The 18259-nt window shown below is 70.8% G+C and carries 16 protein-coding genes, 1 rRNA gene and 1 riboswitch; of the genes, 14 read left to right on the top strand and 3 right to left on the bottom strand.

What is annotated here, in order from left to right; translation table 11 throughout:
* The 11 genes from rrf to ABZX67_RS30680 all read left to right on the top strand — a co-directional run.
* A 5S ribosomal RNA gene (gene rrf / locus ABZX67_RS30730) occupies positions 1-91 on the top strand; the annotation flags it as partial.
* A 145-nt stretch (positions 92-236) separates the two neighbouring features.
* Positions 237-845 (top strand): CDP-alcohol phosphatidyltransferase family protein, encoded by a 609-nt coding sequence (locus ABZX67_RS30725; RefSeq protein ID WP_355367145.1) that lies wholly within the window; start codon positions 237-239, stop codon positions 843-845.
* Between the two features lie 116 nt (positions 846-961).
* The gene (locus tag ABZX67_RS30720; RefSeq protein WP_355367142.1) at positions 962-3457 is read left to right on the top strand and encodes a mannose-1-phosphate guanyltransferase; all 2496 of its coding nucleotides are present in this window, start codon (positions 962-964) and stop codon (positions 3455-3457) included.
* Between the two features lie 124 nt (positions 3458-3581).
* The gene (locus ABZX67_RS30715; RefSeq protein WP_355367139.1) at positions 3582-4511 is read left to right on the top strand and encodes a DUF881 domain-containing protein; all 930 of its coding nucleotides are present in this window, start codon (positions 3582-3584) and stop codon (positions 4509-4511) included.
* A complete protein-coding gene (locus tag ABZX67_RS30710; protein ID WP_064068997.1) occupies positions 4508-4840 on the top strand; it encodes a small basic family protein in 333 nt (110 codons plus the stop codon). The genes ABZX67_RS30715 and ABZX67_RS30710 overlap by 4 nt, the downstream gene beginning before the upstream one ends.
* A gap of 5 nt (positions 4841-4845) precedes the next feature.
* A complete protein-coding gene (locus tag ABZX67_RS30705) occupies positions 4846-5778 on the top strand; it encodes a DUF881 domain-containing protein (protein WP_355367135.1) in 933 nt (310 codons plus the stop codon).
* Positions 5779-5968: 190 nt separating this feature from the next.
* Positions 5969-6739, top strand: coding sequence for an FHA domain-containing protein (locus ABZX67_RS30700; RefSeq protein ID WP_355367132.1), 771 nt, complete (start codon positions 5969-5971; stop codon positions 6737-6739).
* Positions 6740-6756: 17 nt separating this feature from the next.
* Positions 6757-7509 carry a MerR family transcriptional regulator gene (locus ABZX67_RS30695; protein WP_355367129.1) on the top strand — a complete coding sequence of 251 codons (753 nt, stop codon included), beginning with the start codon at positions 6757-6759 and terminating at the stop codon, positions 7507-7509.
* 64 nt (positions 7510-7573) lie between these two features.
* Entirely contained in the window at positions 7574-8047 is a 474-nt protein-coding gene (locus ABZX67_RS30690; protein ID WP_033327106.1) for a bifunctional nuclease family protein, read from the top strand.
* 288 nt (positions 8048-8335) lie between these two features.
* Entirely contained in the window at positions 8336-8959 is a 624-nt protein-coding gene (locus tag ABZX67_RS30685) for a MerR family transcriptional regulator (RefSeq protein WP_355367126.1), read from the top strand.
* Between the two features lie 85 nt (positions 8960-9044).
* Positions 9045-10469 (top strand): DNA polymerase IV, encoded by a 1425-nt coding sequence (locus tag ABZX67_RS30680; protein ID WP_355367123.1) that lies wholly within the window; start codon positions 9045-9047, stop codon positions 10467-10469.
* A gap of 15 nt (positions 10470-10484) precedes the next feature.
* Here the strand turns inward: ABZX67_RS30680 and ABZX67_RS30675 are convergent, their stop codons facing one another.
* Positions 10485-10874 carry a PRC-barrel domain-containing protein gene (locus tag ABZX67_RS30675; RefSeq protein ID WP_355367120.1) on the bottom strand — a complete coding sequence of 130 codons (390 nt, stop codon included), beginning with the start codon at positions 10872-10874 and terminating at the stop codon, positions 10485-10487.
* A 123-nt stretch (positions 10875-10997) separates the two neighbouring features.
* Positions 10998-11097: riboswitch (glycine riboswitch) on the top strand.
* A 179-nt stretch (positions 11098-11276) separates the two neighbouring features.
* Between ABZX67_RS30675 and gcvP the strand changes: the two genes are divergently transcribed.
* Positions 11277-14162, top strand: a complete 2886-nt coding sequence (gene gcvP, locus ABZX67_RS30670; protein ID WP_355367117.1) for an aminomethyl-transferring glycine dehydrogenase — start codon at positions 11277-11279, stop codon at positions 14160-14162.
* 107 nt (positions 14163-14269) lie between these two features.
* Here gcvP and ABZX67_RS30665 read toward each other — a convergent pair whose 3' ends face one another.
* Together ABZX67_RS30665 and ABZX67_RS30660 are read right to left on the bottom strand one after the other, a co-directional pair.
* Positions 14270-14476, bottom strand: coding sequence for a DUF5999 family protein (locus tag ABZX67_RS30665; RefSeq protein ID WP_355367114.1), 207 nt, complete (start codon positions 14474-14476; stop codon positions 14270-14272).
* A gap of 252 nt (positions 14477-14728) precedes the next feature.
* Positions 14729-15331, bottom strand: coding sequence for a hypothetical protein (locus tag ABZX67_RS30660; RefSeq protein ID WP_355367111.1), 603 nt, complete (start codon positions 15329-15331; stop codon positions 14729-14731).
* 505 nt (positions 15332-15836) lie between these two features.
* Here ABZX67_RS30660 and ABZX67_RS30655 point away from each other — a divergent pair.
* Positions 15837-17342: a glutamate--cysteine ligase gene (locus ABZX67_RS30655; RefSeq protein ID WP_355367108.1), complete on the top strand. Its 1506-nt coding sequence runs from the start codon at positions 15837-15839 to the stop codon at positions 17340-17342.
* A gap of 52 nt (positions 17343-17394) precedes the next feature.
* The gene (locus tag ABZX67_RS30650; protein ID WP_355367105.1) at positions 17395-18201 is read left to right on the top strand and encodes a type II CAAX endopeptidase family protein; all 807 of its coding nucleotides are present in this window, start codon (positions 17395-17397) and stop codon (positions 18199-18201) included.
* Positions 18202-18259: the final 58 nt, after the last annotated feature.

Raw genomic sequence — 18259 nt, 5'->3', positions numbered from 1 at the left:
GCCCGGTTACATTCCGAACCCGGAAGCTAAGCCTTTCAGCGCCGATGGTACTGCAGGGGGGACCCTGTGGGAGAGTAGGACGCCGCCGAACAATCATTGTGGGGGAGCCCCGCACCGTTATGGTGCGGGGCTTTTCTGCGTTCACGGCCCAAGGGCCGGCACCCCTGTGCACGGGGCGGGCCGCGCTGACGGTAAAGTCAGGGGGCATCGTTGGCACGTTCCCCAGGAGGCCCCGGGTGGAGGTACAGGAGACCCGCGTTCAGACGGACCGGGTGCTCACCATCCCGAACATCCTGAGCATGGCTCGCCTGGTCGGCGTTCCGCTCTTCCTGTGGCTGATCCTCCGCCCCGTCTTCGGGGGGCCGAATAGTGACGGCTGGGCTCTCCTCGTACTGATGCTCAGTGGTGTCAGCGACTATCTCGACGGCAAACTCGCCCGTCGATGGAACCAGATCAGCAGCCTCGGACGTCTGCTCGACCCGGCCGCCGACCGGCTCTACATCCTTTCGACGCTCCTCGGGCTCACCTGGCGCGAGATCCTCCCTCTGTGGTTGACGATCGCACTATTGGCTCGTGAGCTGATGCTGCTGGTGATGGTGGGAATCCTCCGCCGGCATGGCTATCCCCCGCCGCAGGTGAACTTCCTCGGGAAGGCCGCCACGTTCAACTTGATGTACGCGTTTCCGCTCCTTCTGCTCAGTGACGGAGACGGGTGGCTGGCATCACTCGCTGAAGTTTTCGGGTGGGCGTTCGCCGGATGGGGTACAACTCTCTATTGGTGGGCAGGGATCCTCTATGTGGTCCAAGTCCGCCGACTTGTCAAGGCGGATGCCACAGCCGATTGAGCCTGTCCCTCTGGTGCGGCGCAGCGACGGAGCGCGCCCCGACGACGTAAGACGGCCAGTTACCGGATGGGTGAAGTCGGCTAGACCGTCGTCTCTGCAAGGAGGACGCTTCCGACATGAAAGCCGTTGTGATGGCTGGCGGCGAAGGCACACGCCTTCGCCCCATGACCTCGAGCATGCCCAAGCCACTCCTGCCGGTGGCAAACCGGCCGATCATGGAGCACGTGCTGCGGCTGCTCAAGCGGCATGGGCTCACTGAGACCGTCGTAACCGTGCAGTTCCTCGCCTCGCTCGTAAAGAACTACTTCGGCGACGGCGAAGAGCTCGGCATGGAGCTCACCTATGCCAATGAGGAGAAGCCACTCGGCACCGCGGGGAGTGTCAAGAACGCCGAGGAGGCGCTGAAGGACGACGCCTTCCTCGTCATCTCCGGTGACGCGCTCACCGACTTCGACCTGACCGACCTCATCAGGTTCCACAAGGAAAAGGGCGCGCTCGTCACGGTGTGCCTGACGCGGGTGCCGAACCCGCTGGAATTCGGCATCACCATCGTGGACGAGGAAGGGAAGGTGGAGCGCTTCCTGGAGAAGCCCACCTGGGGGCAGGTCTTCTCGGACACGGTCAACACCGGCATCTACGTCATGGAGCCGGAAGTCTTCGACTACGTCCAGCCGGACGTCCCAGTCGACTGGTCCGGTGATGTCTTCCCGCAGCTGATGAAGGAAGGCAAGCCGATTTACGGCTATGTCGCCGAGGGCTACTGGGAGGATGTCGGCACGCACGAGAGCTACGTGAAGGCCCAGGCCGACGTCCTCGAGGGCAAGGTCGACGTCCAGCTGGACGGCTTCGAGATCTCGCCGGGCGTGTGGGTCGCCGAGGGTGCCGAGGTGCACCCGGACGCGGTGCTGCACGGGCCCCTGTACATCGGGGACTACGCCAAGGTCGAGGCCGATGTGGAGATCCGCGAGCACACCGTCGTCGGGTCGAACGTGGTGGTGAAGAGCGGCGCCTTCCTTCACAAGGCGGTTGTTCACGACAACGTCTACATCGGGCAGCACAGCAACCTGCGCGGCTGCGTGATCGGCAAGAACACCGACATCATGCGGGCCGCCCGCATCGAGGACGGCGCCGTCATCGGCGACGAGTGCCTCGTCGGTGAAGAATCGATCGTTCAGGGCAATGTGCGGGTCTATCCGTTCAAGACGATCGAGGCCGGCGCCTTCGTCAACACGTCCGTCATCTGGGAGTCGCGCGGCCAGGCCCACCTCTTCGGGGCCCGAGGGGTCTCCGGCATCCTCAACGTGGAGATCACGCCCGAGCTGGCGGTCCGGCTCGCGGGCGCGTACGCCACGACGCTGAAGAAGGGCGCGACCGTCACCACGGCGCGCGACCACTCCCGGGGTGCGAGAGCGCTCAAGCGGGCGGTGATCTCGGCGCTGCAGGCCAGCGCCATCGACGTACGCGACCTGGAGAACGTACCGCTGCCCGTCGCGCGTGAGCAGACGGCTCGGGGAAGCGCCGGCGGCATCATGATCCGGACGTCGCCCGGGGTGCCCGACTCCGTGGACATCATGTTCTTCGACGAGCGCGGCGCGGACCTCTCGCAGGGCGGGCAGCGGAAGCTGGACCGGGTCTACGCGCGCCAGGAGTACCGGCGGGCCTTCCCGGGTGAGATCGGTGACCTGAGCTTCCCGTCCAGCGTCTTCGACTCGTACACCGGATCCCTGCTGCGCAATGTCGACACGACCGGCATCGCCGAGGCGGGCCTCAAGGTCGTCGTGGACGCCTCCAACGGCAGCGCCGGGCTCGTTCTCCCGAGCCTCCTCGGACGGCTCCAGGTCGACTCGCTGACGATCAACCCGGGTCTCGACGAGTCCCGGCCCACGGAGACGGCCGAGTCCCGGCGCGCCGGGCTGGTACGGCTCGGCGAGATCGTGGCCTCGGCGCGGGCGGCCTTCGGTGTCCGCTTCGACCCGGTCGGCGAGCGGATCTCGCTGGTCGACGAGCGCGGCCGGATCATCGAGGACGACCGGGCCCTGCTGGTCCTGCTCGACCTGGTGGCCGCCGAGCGGCGCAGCGGGCGCGTCGCGCTGCCGGTGACCACGACGCGGATCGCCGAGCAGGTCGCGGCGTACCACGGCACGCAGGTGGAGTGGACGACCACGTCGCCCGACGACCTGACGCGCGTCGGCCGTGAGGAATCGACCATCTTCGGCGGCGACGGACGCGGCGGCTTCATCGTGCCGGAGTTCAGCAGCGTCTTCGACGGTACGGCGGCGTTCGTGCGGCTGATCGGTCTCGTGGCGCGTACGCAACTCACGCTCAGCCAGATCGACGCGCGCATACCCCGTGCTCATGTGCTGCGGCGCGACCTGGCCACCCCGTGGGCGGTCAAGGGTCTCGTGATGCGGCGGGTCGTGGAGGCGGCCGGGGACCGGCACGTCGACACGACCGACGGTGTACGGGTGGTGGAGGCCGACGGCCGGTGGGTGATGGTGCTGCCCGACCCGGCTGAGGCCGTCACCCATCTGTGGGCCGAAGGGCCGGACGACGCGTCCGCGCAGGCACTGCTCGACGAGTGGGCCGCCGTGGTGGAGAGCGCCGGTCGCTGACGTCCTGGGACGGATTCCTGAGAGGAATCCGGATACGGATGTGCCGGGAGGTGCCCACGGGCGCCCCCGGCACACCGGTGGGGCCATTCGGCGGTAGCAGCCGCGACATGCGACGATGTGCGGCATGTCGCAGCAGCCCCCCGTTCGGAGCACAGGTTCCCCGCCTCCGCGTCCCGACGCGTCCATGTCGCTGCTGACCAATGTCATGGACCACGCGCTCGACGACGGGTACGCGGAGGCCTCGGCCCGCCGCACCGCCGAGGGCGGCGGTTTGCCGCGCACGCTGCGGGCCAAGCTTGGGCTCGCGGCGGGGCTCGTGCTGGCCGCCGCGGTGGTCACGCTCGGCGCCGCGCAGGCGCAGATCTCGGCCCCGGTCGTGGCCAAGGAGCGCGAGGAGCTCATCGACCGGATCGAGTCGGAGACGACCGCGGCCGACAAGCTCGAGGAGCGGATCGAGGCGCTACGCACCGAGGTGGGGGAGCGCCAGCGCAAGGCGCTGCAGGAGCACGGCGGGGACCAGGGGGAGCTCGTGGCGCTGCTCTCCGGGGCGACGGAGGTACGCGGCCCCGGCGTCAAGCTGGTCGTCGACGACGCCAAGGACACCGAGCAGGGCGGCGACGGGCCGCGTGAGAGCAGCGGCTTCTCGGACACCGGGCGGGTGCGCGACCGCGACATGCAGCGCGTGGTCAACGGGCTGTGGCAGTCGGGCGCGGAGGCGGTCGCGATCAACGGGCAGCGGCTGACCGCCCTGTCGGCGATCCGCGCGGCGGGCGACGCCATACTGGTCGACAACAAACCGCTGGTGCCGCCGTACACGGTGCTGGCGGTGGGGGACGGAAACAAGCTCAGCACCGCGTTCCAGGACAGCCCCGACGGGCAGTACCTGCACGCGCTGCAGGAGAACTTCGGTATCCGTACCAGCATTTCGGGTCAGGGAGAGGTGCGCCTGCCGGCCGCGTCCAGCCTGATCGTACGCACAGCAGAGCCGAGGCCCGCCGGAGCCGGCACGGATGCCGGGCGGGGCGCGGCCGACACAGGGAAGGGCACATCTTGATCGCCGTACTGGGCCTCGTCGTGGGAGTCGTGGTCGGCCTGTTCATCCGGCCCGAGGTGCCGGCGGTCGTCGAGCCCTACCTGCCGATCGCCGTCGTGGCGGCGCTCGACGCGGTCTTCGGAGGGCTGCGGGCCATGCTCGACGGGATCTTCGTCGACAAGGTCTTCGTCGTCTCCTTCCTCTCCAACGTCGTCGTGGCGGCGCTGATCGTGTTCCTGGGCGACAAGCTCGGCGTCGGCGCGCAGCTGTCCACGGGCGTGGTCGTGGTGCTGGGCATCCGCATCTTCTCCAACGCCGCCGCCATCCGGCGGCACGTGTTCCGGGCGTGAGGCCGATGAGCGAGAACGAACCGACCCCGCACGAGCAGCCGGAGCCTCGGCGACCGGAGCCGAAGACTCCGCAGGCCGAGACCCGGCGCGCGCTGCCCCCTGAGGTGCAGAGGCCTGAGGCGAAGAGCCCGGAGGCGAGCAGCCCCGAGCCGCCGTCGCCGACGGCCGCGCGGCCGCAAGGCGCCGAGTCCGGTCCCGGCGGCCCCGCGGAGCCCGAGATGACCGGGCGGCAGCGGCTGGTGGCCGGCCTGTGGCCGCCGCGCGTCACGCGCGCCCAACTCATCGTCGCCGTACTGCTCTTCGTCCTCGGTCTCGGCCTGGCCATCCAGGTCCGCTCGACCAACGACAACAGCGCCCTGCGCGGTGCACGCCAGGAGGACCTGGTGCGCATCCTCGACGAGCTGGACGACCGGACGCAGCGGTTGGAGGCCGAGAAGGCGCGCCTGGAGGACCAGCGCACCGAGTTGGTGAACAGCTCCGACCAGGCGGAAGAGGCGCGCAAGCAGACCCTGGAGAAGGAGCGTCAGCTGGGCATCCTCGCCGGTACAGTGGCGGCGCAGGGTCCCGGGATCACGCTGACGATCGACGACGGGGCCGGGGCGGTCGAGCCCGACATGCTGCTGGACGCCGTTCAGGAGCTGCGTGCGGCGGGCGCCGAGGCCATCCAGGTCAACGACGTCAGGATCGTCGCCGACACGTACATCTCCGGCGAGGCCGGGGACATCGAGGTGGACGGCCGGAAGATCGGCGCACCGTACCGTTTCAAGGTCATCGGGAAGCCGCAGGACCTGGAGCCCGCGCTGAACATCCCGGGAGGCGTCGTACAGACGCTGGAGAAAGAGCAGGCCACCGCGGCGGTCACCAGGTCGGAGAAGATCGTCGTGGATGCCTTGCGACCGGCGGAGCGGCCTCACTACGCTCGGTCGTCATCGCAGTGAGGCGGGGGTGCATGGGGGCCGCGAGACAAGGGCATGAGGTTGCGGGGGGTCGGCGCATCACCCGCATGGTGCGTGGTGGAAACTGTCCGGAGGATACGGACGTTGTGAGGGTGTCCGGGTCGGCAGGTGTGTTCAGTCAGGGTTCGTCCTGCCCCACGGGCGGGTCTGTTTCGGTCAAGGGGAATCGCCCGTGAAGTTGTTTGCGAAGTTGTTCGGCAAGAGCGCACGCGAGGACGGCAGCAGTGCCAAGCACCGCGCGTCGCGCCACGCCCAGAATGAGGAGCAGGGCGGGGAGCGTCCGCTGTTCCGCGATGAGGTCGCCGGTCCGGGCGGTGTTCCCGGGGGGCAGGGCGCGTCTGTTGACCCTGCTGCTTCCGGCCGCATAGGTTTCGGGGATCCATCGACCTCGAGTACGGGCGGAGACTCGTCCATGCCGGTTTGTACGAGGTGCGGGCACCGTAACGCCGAGGCGAGCCGGTTCTGCTCCAACTGCGGTGCGCCGCTGCGAGGGGGCGTCCCCGCGGAGCGCGCCTCCGAGACGACGTCGACCATCTCGATCTCGGGCCTGGAGGCGTACGACTCCGAGGCCACCGGTCAGACGCAGCTGCCGTCGCTGTCGCCCGAGGCTCAGGCGGCTGTGGAGGCGCTGCCGCTCGGCTCGGCGCTCCTGGTGGTGCGCCGCGGGCCGAACTCGGGCAGCCGCTTCCTGCTGGACTCCGACCTGACGACGGCCGGCCGCCACCCGCAGAGCGACATCTTCCTCGACGACGTGACGGTGTCGCGGCGTCATGTGGAGTTCCGCAGGTCGCCGGACGGCAGCTTCACGGTCTCGGACGTCGGCAGCCTCAACGGCACGTACGTCAACCGGGAGCGCATCGACTCGGTGCCGCTGTCCAACGGCGACGAGGTGCAGATCGGCAAGTACCGGCTGGTCTTCTACGCGAGCCAGCGGGGCGTGTGACCCGGCAGGGGAGGCGCATGCCGCGACCACCGACGGGCGGTGCCGGACACGGCACCGCCGGGGCGGCCGACCAGCTGGTGAGCATCGGTACGGTGCTCACCCAGCTGCGGGAAGAGTTTCCCGAAGTGACCATCTCCAAGATCCGGTTCCTGGAGGCGGAGGGGCTCGTCGAGCCGCAGCGGACGGCTTCCGGATACCGGAAGTTCAGTCCCGCGGATGTGGAGCGGCTCGCGCGGATCCTGCGCATGCAGCGGGACCACTACCTGCCGCTCAAGGTGATCCGCGAGCACCTCGACGCCCTGGAGCGCGGGGAGCAGGTGCGGCTGCCTGCCCCGGCGTCCGGCGGGCGCCGGGAGTCGCCGGACGGCGACCCCTGGGATACGGACGCGGACGCGCCCACGGCGGCCAGGGTGGGCCGTGCGGAGCTGCTCGTGGCCGCCGGGGTCGGCGAGGACGAGCTCGCCGAGTGGGAGGCGTACGGGCTGATCACGCCCGTGGCCGACGGCGCGTACGACGCCGAGGCGGTGACCATCGCCAAGCTCGTCGCGGAGCTGGGCGGTTTCGGTCTGGAACCGCGCCATCTGCGGGCCGTGAAGGCCGCCGCCGAGCGGGAGGCCGGGCTGGTCGAGCAGGTCGTCGCGCCGCTGCGCCGGCACCGGAATCCGCAGACCAGAGCCCATGCGGAGGCGACCGCGAAGGAGCTCGCGGCTCTGTCCGTACGGCTGCACGCGGCGCTGCTGCAGACGGCTCTCGGTGTCCGGTTGCACTGACCTCCGAGGAGCCGGGAGCGGCCCCGACTACCCAAACCGGTCCAGCACGTCCTAGGGTTGCAATGTGAACGAGCTCGATGTTGTCGGTGTCCGGGTGGAAATGCCGTCCAACCAGCCGATCGTGCTCCTGCGTGAAGTGGGAGGGGATCGGTACCTCCCCATCTGGATCGGTCCCGGGGAGGCGACGGCCATCGCCTTCGCCCAGCAGGGCATGGCCCCTGCGCGACCGCTCACCCATGACCTCTTCAAGGACGTACTGGAGGCCGTGGGTCAGGAGCTGACCGAAGTCCGGATCACGGACCTGCGGGACGGGGTCTTCTACGCGGAGCTGGTCTTCGCCAGCGGTGTCGAGGTGAGCGCGAGGCCGTCCGACGCCATAGCGCTGGCCCTGCGGACCGGTACGCCCATCTACGGAAGTGACGGGGTGCTGGACGACGCCGGGATCGCGATCCCGGACGAGCAGGAGGACGAGGTGGAGAAGTTCCGCGAGTTCCTCGACCAGATCTCGCCCGAGGACTTCGGCACCAACAGCCAGTGACCCGGCCGCTTTCGGTGGCGTCGGCGCGGTGAGCCCGCGGCGGCGTCGGCCGAGCGGTCTCGGTGATCCGAGTCGATCGAGCGTCGATCGGGCATTGATCGGCGTCGTACCCGAGGAGGGCCGTAGGGGCCGCCTTCAGCGCATTCCGTGATGTGTTCCCGGAAATGGGACACGGGAAACCACCCTCAGGGTGATTATCACTCGGCGTGCCGAGTGTGGCGATCGTTGACGCACCCCGGGTGACTGCCTACCGTCGAGATGGCAGGTCAAGGACGGAGGGTCGGCGTGATGAGCAGCGGCGACGGTGCGGTTGGGGGTATCCCCGGACGAAGTCTGGGGCAGAGCGGGCCGTATCCGCTTCACGGAAACGCGTCCGTCCACGGGGTCGTTCAGGAGGAGCCGGCGGATCCGGCAACCGATGTCATCGGGTACCGGGGGCCGACCGCCTGCGCGGCGGCCGGCATCACGTACCGGCAGCTCGACTACTGGGCCCGTACGGGGCTCGTCGAGCCGAGCGTGCGGCCCGCGTACGGGTCGGGGACGCAGCGGCTCTACAGCTTCCGCGATGTCGTCGTCCTCAAGATCGTCAAGCGGTTCCTGGACACCGGGGTCGCGTTGCAGAACATCCGCACCGCCGTCCAGCACCTGCGCGCCCGGGGCTTCCGGGACCTGGAGCGCATGACGCTGATGAGCGACGGCGCCACGGTGTACGAGTGCTCGTCGCCGGACGAGGTCGTCGATCTTCTCCAGGGCGGCCAGGGTGTCTTCGGGATCGCCGTGGGTGTGGTGTGGCGGGACGTCGAGGCGGCGCTCTCGCAGCTGCACGGGGAGCGCGTCGACACCGGCGAGACGCTCATCGGGCACAATCCGGCCGACGAGCTGGCACGGCGCAGGCGCGACAGGGCCGTGTGACGGCCGCGCGGCAGTACCCGCGCGGCGGTCCAGGATCGCACGTGCGTGCGGGCGATTGTCAGTGGCGTGAGGCAGCATCGGTGATGTGAGAGCCGCGCCGACGATTCTGCATCTGGACATGGATGCCTTCTTCGCCGCCGCCGAGCAGGCGGCGAAGCCGAGCCTGCGCGGAAAGCCCGTGGTGGTGGGCGGCCTGGGGCCGCGCGGGGTCGTCGCCACCGCGTCGTACGAGGCGCGGCGCTTCGGGGTGCACTCGGCGATGCCGATGGCGCAGGCGCGGCGGCTGGCGCCGAACGCCGCGTATCTGGTGCCGCGCTTCACGCTCTACCGGGCCGTGAGCGACCAGGTCATGGAGCTGCTGCGGCGGCTGTCGCCGCTGGTGGAGCCGCTGAGCCTGGACGAGGCGTTCGTCGACCTGGAGGCGGGCGGCACGGCTCACGACGCGGCGACGGCACGAGCGACCGGGGAGCGCCTGCGCGCGGACATCCGGGCGGTTACGGGACTGACGGGCTCCGTCGGCCTCGCGGGCTCCAAGATGCTGGCGAAGATCGCGTCGGAGCAGGCGAAGCCCGACGGACTGGTGCTCATAGAGCCGGGGACCGAGCGCGAGCTGCTCGGGCCGATGTCGGTGCGGATCCTGCCGGGAGTCGGCCCCGCCACCGGCGAGCACCTGCGCCGGGCCGGGATGACGACCGTGGCCGATCTGGCGGAGGCGGGCGAGGACGAGCTCGTACGGCTGCTGGGCAGGGCCCACGGGGCGTCGCTGTACCGGATGGCCCTGGGGCACGACGACCGGCCCGTGGTCGCCGAGCGGGACGCCAAGTCCGTCTCCGTGGAGGACACCTTCGACGTGGACCTGCACGACCGCGTGCGGGTGCGCCTGGAGGTGGAGCGCCTGGCCGACCGGTGCGTGCGGCGGCTGCGCGGGGCCGGGCGGTCGGGGCGGACGGTGGTGCTGAAGGTGCGCCGGTACGACTTCTCGACGCTGACCAGATCCGAGACCCTGCGCGGGCCGACGGACGACCTCGCGGTGGTCCGGGAGGCGGCGGCCCGGCTGCTGGAGTCGGTGGACACCACGGGTGGCGTGCGGCTCCTGGGGGTGGGGGTGACGGGGCTCGCGGACTACACCCAGGAGGACCTGTTCGCCCAGGCGGCGATGGCGGAGGCGCCGGCCGGGCCCCAGGGGGGCACGGTCCCGGAGCCGCAGGAGCCGGCTGCCGGGGTCGGCGAGGCCGGTGTGGCGGGCGCGGCCGCTGGGACGGGAGCCGCGGAGGACGCCGACGGCGGCGGGGAGCGCAGGTGGCTGGCCGGGCAGGATGTCCGGCACGACGAGTACGGGCCGGGGTGGGTGCAGGGCAGCGGGGTGGGGCGCGTGACCGTGCGGTTCGAGGAGCCCGGCTCGCCGCCGGGCCGGGTGCGGACCTTCCGGACCGACGACCCGGCCCTGGAGCCGTCGGACCCGCTGCCGCTGGTCGCGCGGGAGCAGGTGGAGCGGGCGCCGTCGCCCTGACAGGCGGGCGGCGCGTCAGCCGTCGCGGCCCGCGAGGTCGCCGAGGCCGGAGTCGGGGTCCGGGTCCGGCTCCGGGTCGGGTGGGGGAGGGGACGGGAGCTCGAGGCCGTAGTGGTGGTAGAGCTGGAGCTCCTGCTCGGGGGAGAGGTGGCGGCCGACGCCGAAGTCGGGGGCGTCCTTGATCAGGGCGCGGTCGTACGGGACGTGGAGACCGTCGTCGGCGAGGTCGCTGGGGGCCAGGGGGACGAAGGCGTCGCGGCCGAAGAGGCCGGTGCGGACGGCGGCCCACTCGGGCACGCCCGTCGCGTCGTCCAGGTACACCTCGTCGACGGTGCCGATCTTGTGGCCGTTGCGGTCGTAGGCCTTGCGGCCGATCAGGCTCCGCGGATCGATATCGGTCTGCACGGTCCCTCCAACTGGTCGCAACCGCTCGCAACTGCACTACACCACTACGAAAGTGCACATCCGTGACGTCGGCCACTCGAGGGATCGGGCCTGGACCTCGCTGGTAGGCTGGCAGGCGGCTGTTGACCCCATGCGGGAGAGTCCTCTGGAGAATCCTTTCGGAGGCGCCGAAGGAGCAAATCCTCCCCGGAATCTCTCAGGCACCCGGTACCGCATGGACGAGGTCACTCTGGAAAGCAGGGCGGGCGTCGGACGGCATCCGCTCTCACCGACGGTGAAAGCCGGGCGGCCCCCAGTGGCGCCCGGTGAAGCTCTCAGGTTGAGATGACAGAGGGGGAGGCCGTCCGGGCACCCGCGCCATGGTGCCCCTCGCAGGTCGTGACGACCAGGAGGCCTCCGTAGATGACCGCCAACCGTACTCCGCTCTCCGAGCTTGAGCAGGGCATCCCCTTCGAGCAGCGGCACATCGGCCCCGACGCCGAGGCCCGCGCCAAGATGCTCGCGCAGGTCGGCTACGGCTCGCTCGACGAGCTGACCGCCGCCGCCGTGCCGGATGTGATCAAGACCGCCGAGGCGCTCGGGCTGCCGGCGGCGCGCACCGAGGCCGAGGTCCTCGCCGAGCTGCGCTCGCTCGCCGACCGCAACCAGGTGCTGGCCCCGATGATCGGGCTCGGCTACTACGGCACCTTCACGCCCCCGGTCATCCTGCGCAACGTCATGGAGAACCCGGCCTGGTACACGGCGTACACGCCCTACCAGCCGGAGATCTCGCAGGGCCGTCTGGAGGCGCTGCTCAACTTCCAGACCATGGTCGCCGACCTGACCGGCCTGCCCACCTCCGGCGCCTCGCTGCTCGACGAGGGCACCGCCGCCGCCGAGGCCATGGCGCTGGCCCGCCGCGTCGGCAAGGTCAAGGGCGGGGTCTTCCTCATCGACGCCGACGCCCTGCCGCAGACCATCGCCGTCATCGAGACCCGCGCGGAGCCGACCGGCGTCGAGGTCGTCGTCGCCGACCTCAGCGAGGGCATCCCGGCCGAGGTCGCCGAGCGCGGCGTCTTCGGCGTGCTGATCCAGTACCCGGGCGCGTCCGGCGCCGTACGGGACATCAAGCCGGTCATCGACCGGGCCCACGAGCTCGGCGCCGTCGTCACCGTCGCCGCCGACCTCCTCGCGCTGACGCTGCTCACCTCGCCCGGCGAGCTGGGCGCCGACATCGCCGTCGGCACCACCCAGCGGTTCGGCGTGCCGATGGGCTTCGGCGGTCCGCACGCCGGCTACATGGCCGTGCGCGACACCTTCGCCCGCTCCCTGCCGGGCCGGCTCGTCGGCGTCTCCGTCGACGCCGACGGCAACAAGGCGTACCGCCTGGCGCTGCAGACCCGCGAGCAGCACATCCGCCGGGAGAAGGCCACCAGCAACATCTGCACCGCGCAGGTGCTGCTCGCCGTCATGGCCGGCATGTACGCCGTGTACCACGGCCCCGACGGGCTGAAGCAGATCGCGCAGCGCGTGCACCGGTACGCGGCGATCCTCGCCGAGGGGCTGCGCGCCGGCGGCGTCGAGGTCGTCCACGGCAGCTTCTTCGACACCGTGACCGTCCGGGTGCCGGGCAAGGCCGCCGAGGCCGTCGCCGCCGCCCGCGAGAACGGCGTCAACCTGCGCCTCGTCGACGCCGACCACGTCTCGGTCGCCTGCGACGAGACCACCGGCCGCGCGCAGCTCGCCGCCGTGTGGGAGGCCTTCGGCGTGCGCGGCGACATCGAGGCGCTGGACGCCGAGACCGCGGAGGCGCTGCCCGAGGCGCGCTTGCGTTCGGACGCGTACCTGACCCACCCGGTCTTCCACGCGCACCGCTCGGAGACCGCGATGCTGCGCTACCTGCGCAAGCTCGCCGACCGCGACTACGCGCTGGACCGGGGCATGATCCCGCTCGGCTCCTGCACGATGAAGCTGAACGCCACCACCGAGATGGAGCCGGTGACCTGGCCGGAGTTCGGCCAGATGCACCCCTTCGCGCCCGCCGACCAGGCGCAGGGCTACCTCACCCTCATCCGTGAGCTGGAGGAGCGCCTCGCCGAGGTCACCGGCTACGACAAGGTGTCGATCCAGCCCAACGCCGGTTCGCAGGGCGAGCTCGCCGGTCTGCTCGCGGTGCGCGCGTACCACCGCGCCAACGGCGACACGCAGCGCACCGTCTGCCTGATCCCGTCGTCCGCGCACGGCACCAACGCCGCCAGCGCCGTGATGGCCGGGATGAAGGTCGTGGTCGTCAAGACCGCCGACGACGGCGAGATCGACGTCGAGGACCTGCGCGCCAAGATCGAGCAGTACCGCGACGAGCTCTCCGTCCTGATGATCACCTACCCGTCGACGCACGGCGTCTTCGAGGAGCACGTCGCCGACATCTGCGCCCAGGTGCACGAGGCGGGCGGCCAGGTGTACGTGGACGGCGCCAACCTCAACGCGCTGGTCGGGCTGGCGAAGCCGGGCGAGTTCGGCGGCGACGTCTCGCACCTCAACCTGCACAAGACCTTCTGCATCCCGCACGGCGGCGGCGGCCCGGGCGTCGGCCCGGTCGGCGTCCGCGCCCACCTCGCCCCGTACCTGCCGAACCACCCGCTCCAGCCGGGCGCCGGCCCGGAGACCGGGGTCGGCCCGATCTCGGCCGCCCCGTGGGGCTCGGCCGGCATCCTGCCGATCTCGTGGGCGTACGTCCGGCTCATGGGCGGCGAGGGTCTCAAGCGCGCCACGCAGGTGGCGGTGCTGGCGGCCAACTACATCGCCAAGCGCCTGGAGCCGCACTACCCGGTGCTGTACACCGGCCCGGCCGGGCTGGTCGCGCACGAGTGCATCGTCGACCTGCGCCCGATCTCGAAGGCGACCGGCGTCAGCGTCGACGACATCGCCAAGCGCCTGATCGACTACGGCTTCCACGCGCCGACCATGTCGTTCCCGGTGGCCGGCACGCTGATGATCGAGCCGACCGAGAGCGAGGACCTGGCCGAGCTCGACCGGTTCTGCGACACGATGATCGCGATCCGCGGCGAGATCGAGAAGGTCGCCTCGGGCCAGTGGCCCGCCGAGGACAACCCGCTGCGCAACGCCCCGCACACCGCGGCCGCGCTGGGTGGCGAGTGGTCGCACGCGTACAGCCGTGAGGAGGCGGTCTTCCCGGCCGGGGTGTCCGCCGCGGACAAGTACTGGCCGCCGGTGCGCCGGATCGACGGCGCGTTCGGCGACCGCAACCTGGTCTGCTCCTGCCCGCCGCTGGACGAGTACGACAACTGACCGTCGGAGACGGACCGACGGTCGGAAACGGTCGACGGTCGGCACGGCCATGACGAAGGGCCGGTACGGAGTGATCCGTACCGGCCCTTCGCCGTGCGGTGGCCGGTTCAGGCGGCCGTCATGACGTGTGCGGTGCCGAGCGGCCGGTGCGGCGCGATGATCTGGCCGTCCGGCAGCAGTTCACCGGTGTCCTCGAAGAGGAGGACGCCGTTGCACAGCAGGCTCCAGCCCTGTTCCGGGTGGTGCGCCACCAGGCGGGCCGCCTCCCGGTCGGCGGAGTCGGCGGTCGGGCAGGGTGGCTGGTGCTGGCACATGGATGGGTTCTTTCGCTGCGGTGTGGTGTCTGTCCTGCGGCTCGATGCGGTGTTCATGGCCGCCCCCCGTTGTGTCGGTCGATCCGGTCCCAGTGTTGCCCCACGGGCGTCCGTCCGCAGGGATTTCGCAGCAGCTCTTCCTACTGCCTAAGGACGTATCACCCGTGCGGATGGTTCAACTCAAACCCCCTGTCCCTTCGGGTGGTTCGGGGTGGCCCCAGTGGGCTAGCCCGTACGGGCCACCCCGTCGTGTCACGCGGTTGACTCCAGCAGCGGCGGTGGACCGAGGCGGAGCGTCAGGACCGGCAGCAGGTCCGCGACCCGGTACGGGAGGTGGGCGGCGATCCCGGGCGGCGCGGGCGCCAGCGGCACCAGCAGGTCCGTCGGGGCGGGGCTGCCGGTGGCCGGGTCGGCGTCCGGGTCGCCGTGCAGCCACAGCGTGAGCATGTACAGCTCCGGCACGGACAGCAGCCGGGGCTGGTAGTGCGTCGTCATCGTCTCGGCCTGGTGCAGGGCGCGCTCGGTCGAGGCGAGGTAGGGCCCCTCGAAGAAGTGCGAGAAGGCCCACCCGTCCGGGGTGAGCCTGGTGTCCGCGGCGGCGACGGGGCGTTCGCCGCCGCGGATCAGGAACCGCCAGCCGGTCAGGCGCGTGCGCGGTGCGCCGGCGGGCGGAACGATCTGGTCGCGTACGTCGAGCACGTCCAACTCGTGGACGGGAAGCGGCAGTTCGGGGCTCAGCGGTCCCTGGACGGACCGCAGGGCAGGGGTGTGCGCCTCACGGACGGCGGCGGAGCCGAGGGCCATGAGAACACTGCGAAGGGCGGGCGCGGGTGCCTGGGAGACATGGAGCGGCATGGTTGGGTCGCCTCTCACTCAAGAGACAGGTGATGCGGGGGAGGTGCGGACGGCGCTGTCGGCGACGGGGTCAGAGGGCGGGTCCATAAGGGGGCCGTCGGGCCATGGCCGGGCGCCGACTCTCTGCCTCGTCCGCGGAGTTTATACGACGCGTGTTCACGTGATGTTTCCGCTAGCTGTCGCCGATATTGCAAACAAGCCCGGATCGGGACTTTGTTTTGCGGAGTTCCTGTAGATTTCCCGTGAACCCCACGGCTGCGGCCTGCGCCGCCGCCCAGGGCGCGGTCGGCCGAATCTCGCCGTTGATTATCATCGGAAGTCAGCGGGACTTGCCCGTGGTAACCACGCGCTGCGGCTTGCCCCCGGAATGTGCCGGACGGTCTTCCTATCCAGCCTACCCGCCACGCGGTTCCGGCGGGGGCGTTACAGATCAGTCCGGCTGGGCATTATCGTCCGTGATGCGGGCGGCCGACGCCGCGCGCCACCCACGAGGAGGGACGCTTCGATGGGGGAGAAGGTCGTGGCGGGCGCGTTCGACCTGTCCGATCGGCAGAGGTATCGCCACAAGCTCCAGCAGTGTCTCAAGGCCCTTGAGCGGCTCCTCGCCGAGAAGAGGTTCGACCGCCCGAAGAATCTGATGGGGCTGGAGATCGAGCTGAATCTTGCGGGCTCGGACGGCCTGCCGCGGATGATGAATGCCGAGGTGCTGGAGCGCATCGCGAGCCGGGATTTCCAGACCGAACTCGGAATGTTCAATCTGGAAGTGAACATCGCTCCCCACCGGCTCGGCGGCCGTGTTTTCGATCAGCTCGCCGAGGAGCTGCGCACCGGCCTGGGGTACGCGCACCGCAAGGCCAAGGAGGTCGACGCCGGGATCGTGATGATCGGGATTCTGCCCACGCTCGCCGAGGGCGATCTCGTCTCCGGAAACCTGTCGGACGTCGACCGGTACATGCTGCTCAACGACCAGATCGTCGCCGCGCGGGGCGAGGATTTCACGCTCGACATCGAGGGCGTCGAGCACCTCAGCTCCACCGCCGCCTCCATCACACCCGAGGCCGCCTGCACCTCCGTACAGCTGCACCTCCAGGTCACGCCCGCGCGGTTCCCGGACGTGTGGAACGCGGCGCAGGCCATCGCCGCCGTCCAGATCGCGGTCGGCGCCAACGCGCCGTTTCTCTTCGGGCGCGAGCTGTGGCGCGAGTCCCGGCCGCCGCTGTTCACGCAGGCCACCGACACCCGGCCGCCCGAGCTCCAGGCCCAGGGCGTACGGCCGCGCACGTGGTTCGGCGAGCGGTGGGTCTCCTCGGCGTACGAGCTCTTCGAGGAGAACGTGCGGTACTTCCCCGCTCTGCTGCCGATCTGCGACGACGAGGAGCCGCTGCGGGTCCTCGACCAGGGCGGCGTCCCGTCCCTCCAGGAGCTCGTCCTGCACAACGGCACGGTCTACCGCTGGAACCGGCCGGTGTACGGAGTGGTCGACGGCGTACCGCACCTGCGCGTGGAGAACCGGGTGCTGCCGGCCGGGCCGACCGTCGACGACGTACTGGCCAACGCCGCCTTCTACTACGGGCTCGTACGGGCCCTGGCGGAGGAGCCCCGGCCGGTGTGGCGGCGGATGCCGTTCACCGACGCGGCCGCCAACTTCGACACCGCGTGCCGGTACGGCATCGACGCCGAGCTGCGCTGGCCCCGGCCCGGGCGCGGCGGCGGGACGTCGGCCGTCCCGGCGGTGAAGCTCGTACGGGACGAGCTGCTGCCGCTCGCGGCGGCGGGCCTCGACGCGTGGGGCATCGAGCGGGCCGACCGCGACCGCTACCTGGGGATCATCGAGGAGCGGTGCAAGCGGCGGGTGAACGGCGCGTCCTGGCAGGTGGAAACGTTTCACCGGGCCCTGGCCGCGGGCCTGGGGCGCGAGGCCGCGCTGGCCGCCACCACGCGCCGCTACTGCGAGCTGATGCGGCAGGGCGAGCCCGTGCACACCTGGCCGGTGGGGTTCCCGGCGCCGTAGGGCAAGCTGTGCCCGTAGGCGTGGAGCCGGGACGGGTGAAGTGGAGACAGGTGTGCAGGCAGAGGCGGGGCGTGTGGCCGAGTCGGTTCCCGACGGCGGTTCGGGTTCCTCCCGAAGGATCTTCCGCTCCGAGCTGCTGCTCGTGCTGGCCCTCTCGCTCGGCGCCAGCGCGGTCGCCTCACTCATCAGCTTCGCCGGGGCGCTGACGAAGCCCGGCGGCCTGAAGGACCAGGCGGCCCACCTCAACACCTCGGCGGCGCCCGGGCGGCCGTGGCTCGACCTCGCCTGGCAGCTGTTCGGCATCGCGACGGCGCTCGTGCCGGTCCTGCTCGTGGCGCACCTGCTGCTCAGGGAGGGGGCGGGCCTGCGGATCATCGGCTTCGACCGCCGCAGGCCGTGGAGCGACCTGGGCCGCGGGGCGCTGGTCGCGGCGGGCATCGGCAGCGCCGGGCTGGCCTTCTACCTGGTGGCGCGGGCGGCCGGGTTCAACCTGACCGTGGTGCCCGAGTCGCTGCCCGCGGTGTGGTGGAAGTACCCGGTGCTGGTCCTGTCGGCGGTGCAGAACTCCGTGGTGGAGGAGGTCATCGTCGTCGGGTATCTGCTGCGCAGGCTCGGGCAGTCCGGCTGGACCCCGGTGGCGGCGCTGGTGGCGAGTGCGGTGCTGCGCGGCTCGTACCACCTGTACCAAGGCATCGGCGGTTTCATCGGCAACATGGTGATGGGCGCGGTCTTCGTGGTGCTGTACCGGCGGTGGGGGCGGGTCGGCCCGCTGGTGGTGGCGCACGCGCTGCTCGACATCGTGGCGTTCGTCGGGTACGCGCTGCTGAAAGGGCAGGTGGGGTGGTTGCCCGTCGAGTGACGGACCCTTGGTGGAGAGGGGGCGTAGGGCGATGCCGCCGTACGCCCCCTTCGCCGTC

This window comes from Streptomyces sp. NPDC003036 (genome assembly GCF_040611175.1).
GTDB lineage: Bacteria > Actinomycetota > Actinomycetes > Streptomycetales > Streptomycetaceae > Streptomyces.
The sequence above is the reverse complement of the archived record's forward strand: the minus strand, read 5'-3'. Positions and strand labels throughout refer to the sequence as shown.

Coding starts and splice junctions, on each gene's coding strand:
- ABZX67_RS30655 (WP_355367108.1), top strand. CDS start 15,837: ATGGGGGAGAAGGTCGTGGCGGGCGCGTTCGACCTGTCCGATCGGCAG.
- gcvP (WP_355367117.1), top strand. CDS start 11,277: ATGACCGCCAACCGTACTCCGCTCTCCGAGCTTGAGCAGGGCATCCCC.
- ABZX67_RS30720 (WP_355367142.1), top strand. CDS start 962: ATGAAAGCCGTTGTGATGGCTGGCGGCGAAGGCACACGCCTTCGCCCC.
- ABZX67_RS30715 (WP_355367139.1), top strand. CDS start 3,582: ATGTCGCAGCAGCCCCCCGTTCGGAGCACAGGTTCCCCGCCTCCGCGT.
- ABZX67_RS30705 (WP_355367135.1), top strand. CDS start 4,846: ATGAGCGAGAACGAACCGACCCCGCACGAGCAGCCGGAGCCTCGGCGA.
- ABZX67_RS30685 (WP_355367126.1), top strand. CDS start 8,336: ATGAGCAGCGGCGACGGTGCGGTTGGGGGTATCCCCGGACGAAGTCTG.
- ABZX67_RS30660 (WP_355367111.1), bottom strand. CDS start 15,331: ATGCCGCTCCATGTCTCCCAGGCACCCGCGCCCGCCCTTCGCAGTGTT.
- ABZX67_RS30695 (WP_355367129.1), top strand. CDS start 6,757: ATGCCGCGACCACCGACGGGCGGTGCCGGACACGGCACCGCCGGGGCG.
- ABZX67_RS30665 (WP_355367114.1), bottom strand. CDS start 14,476: ATGTGCCAGCACCAGCCACCCTGCCCGACCGCCGACTCCGCCGACCGG.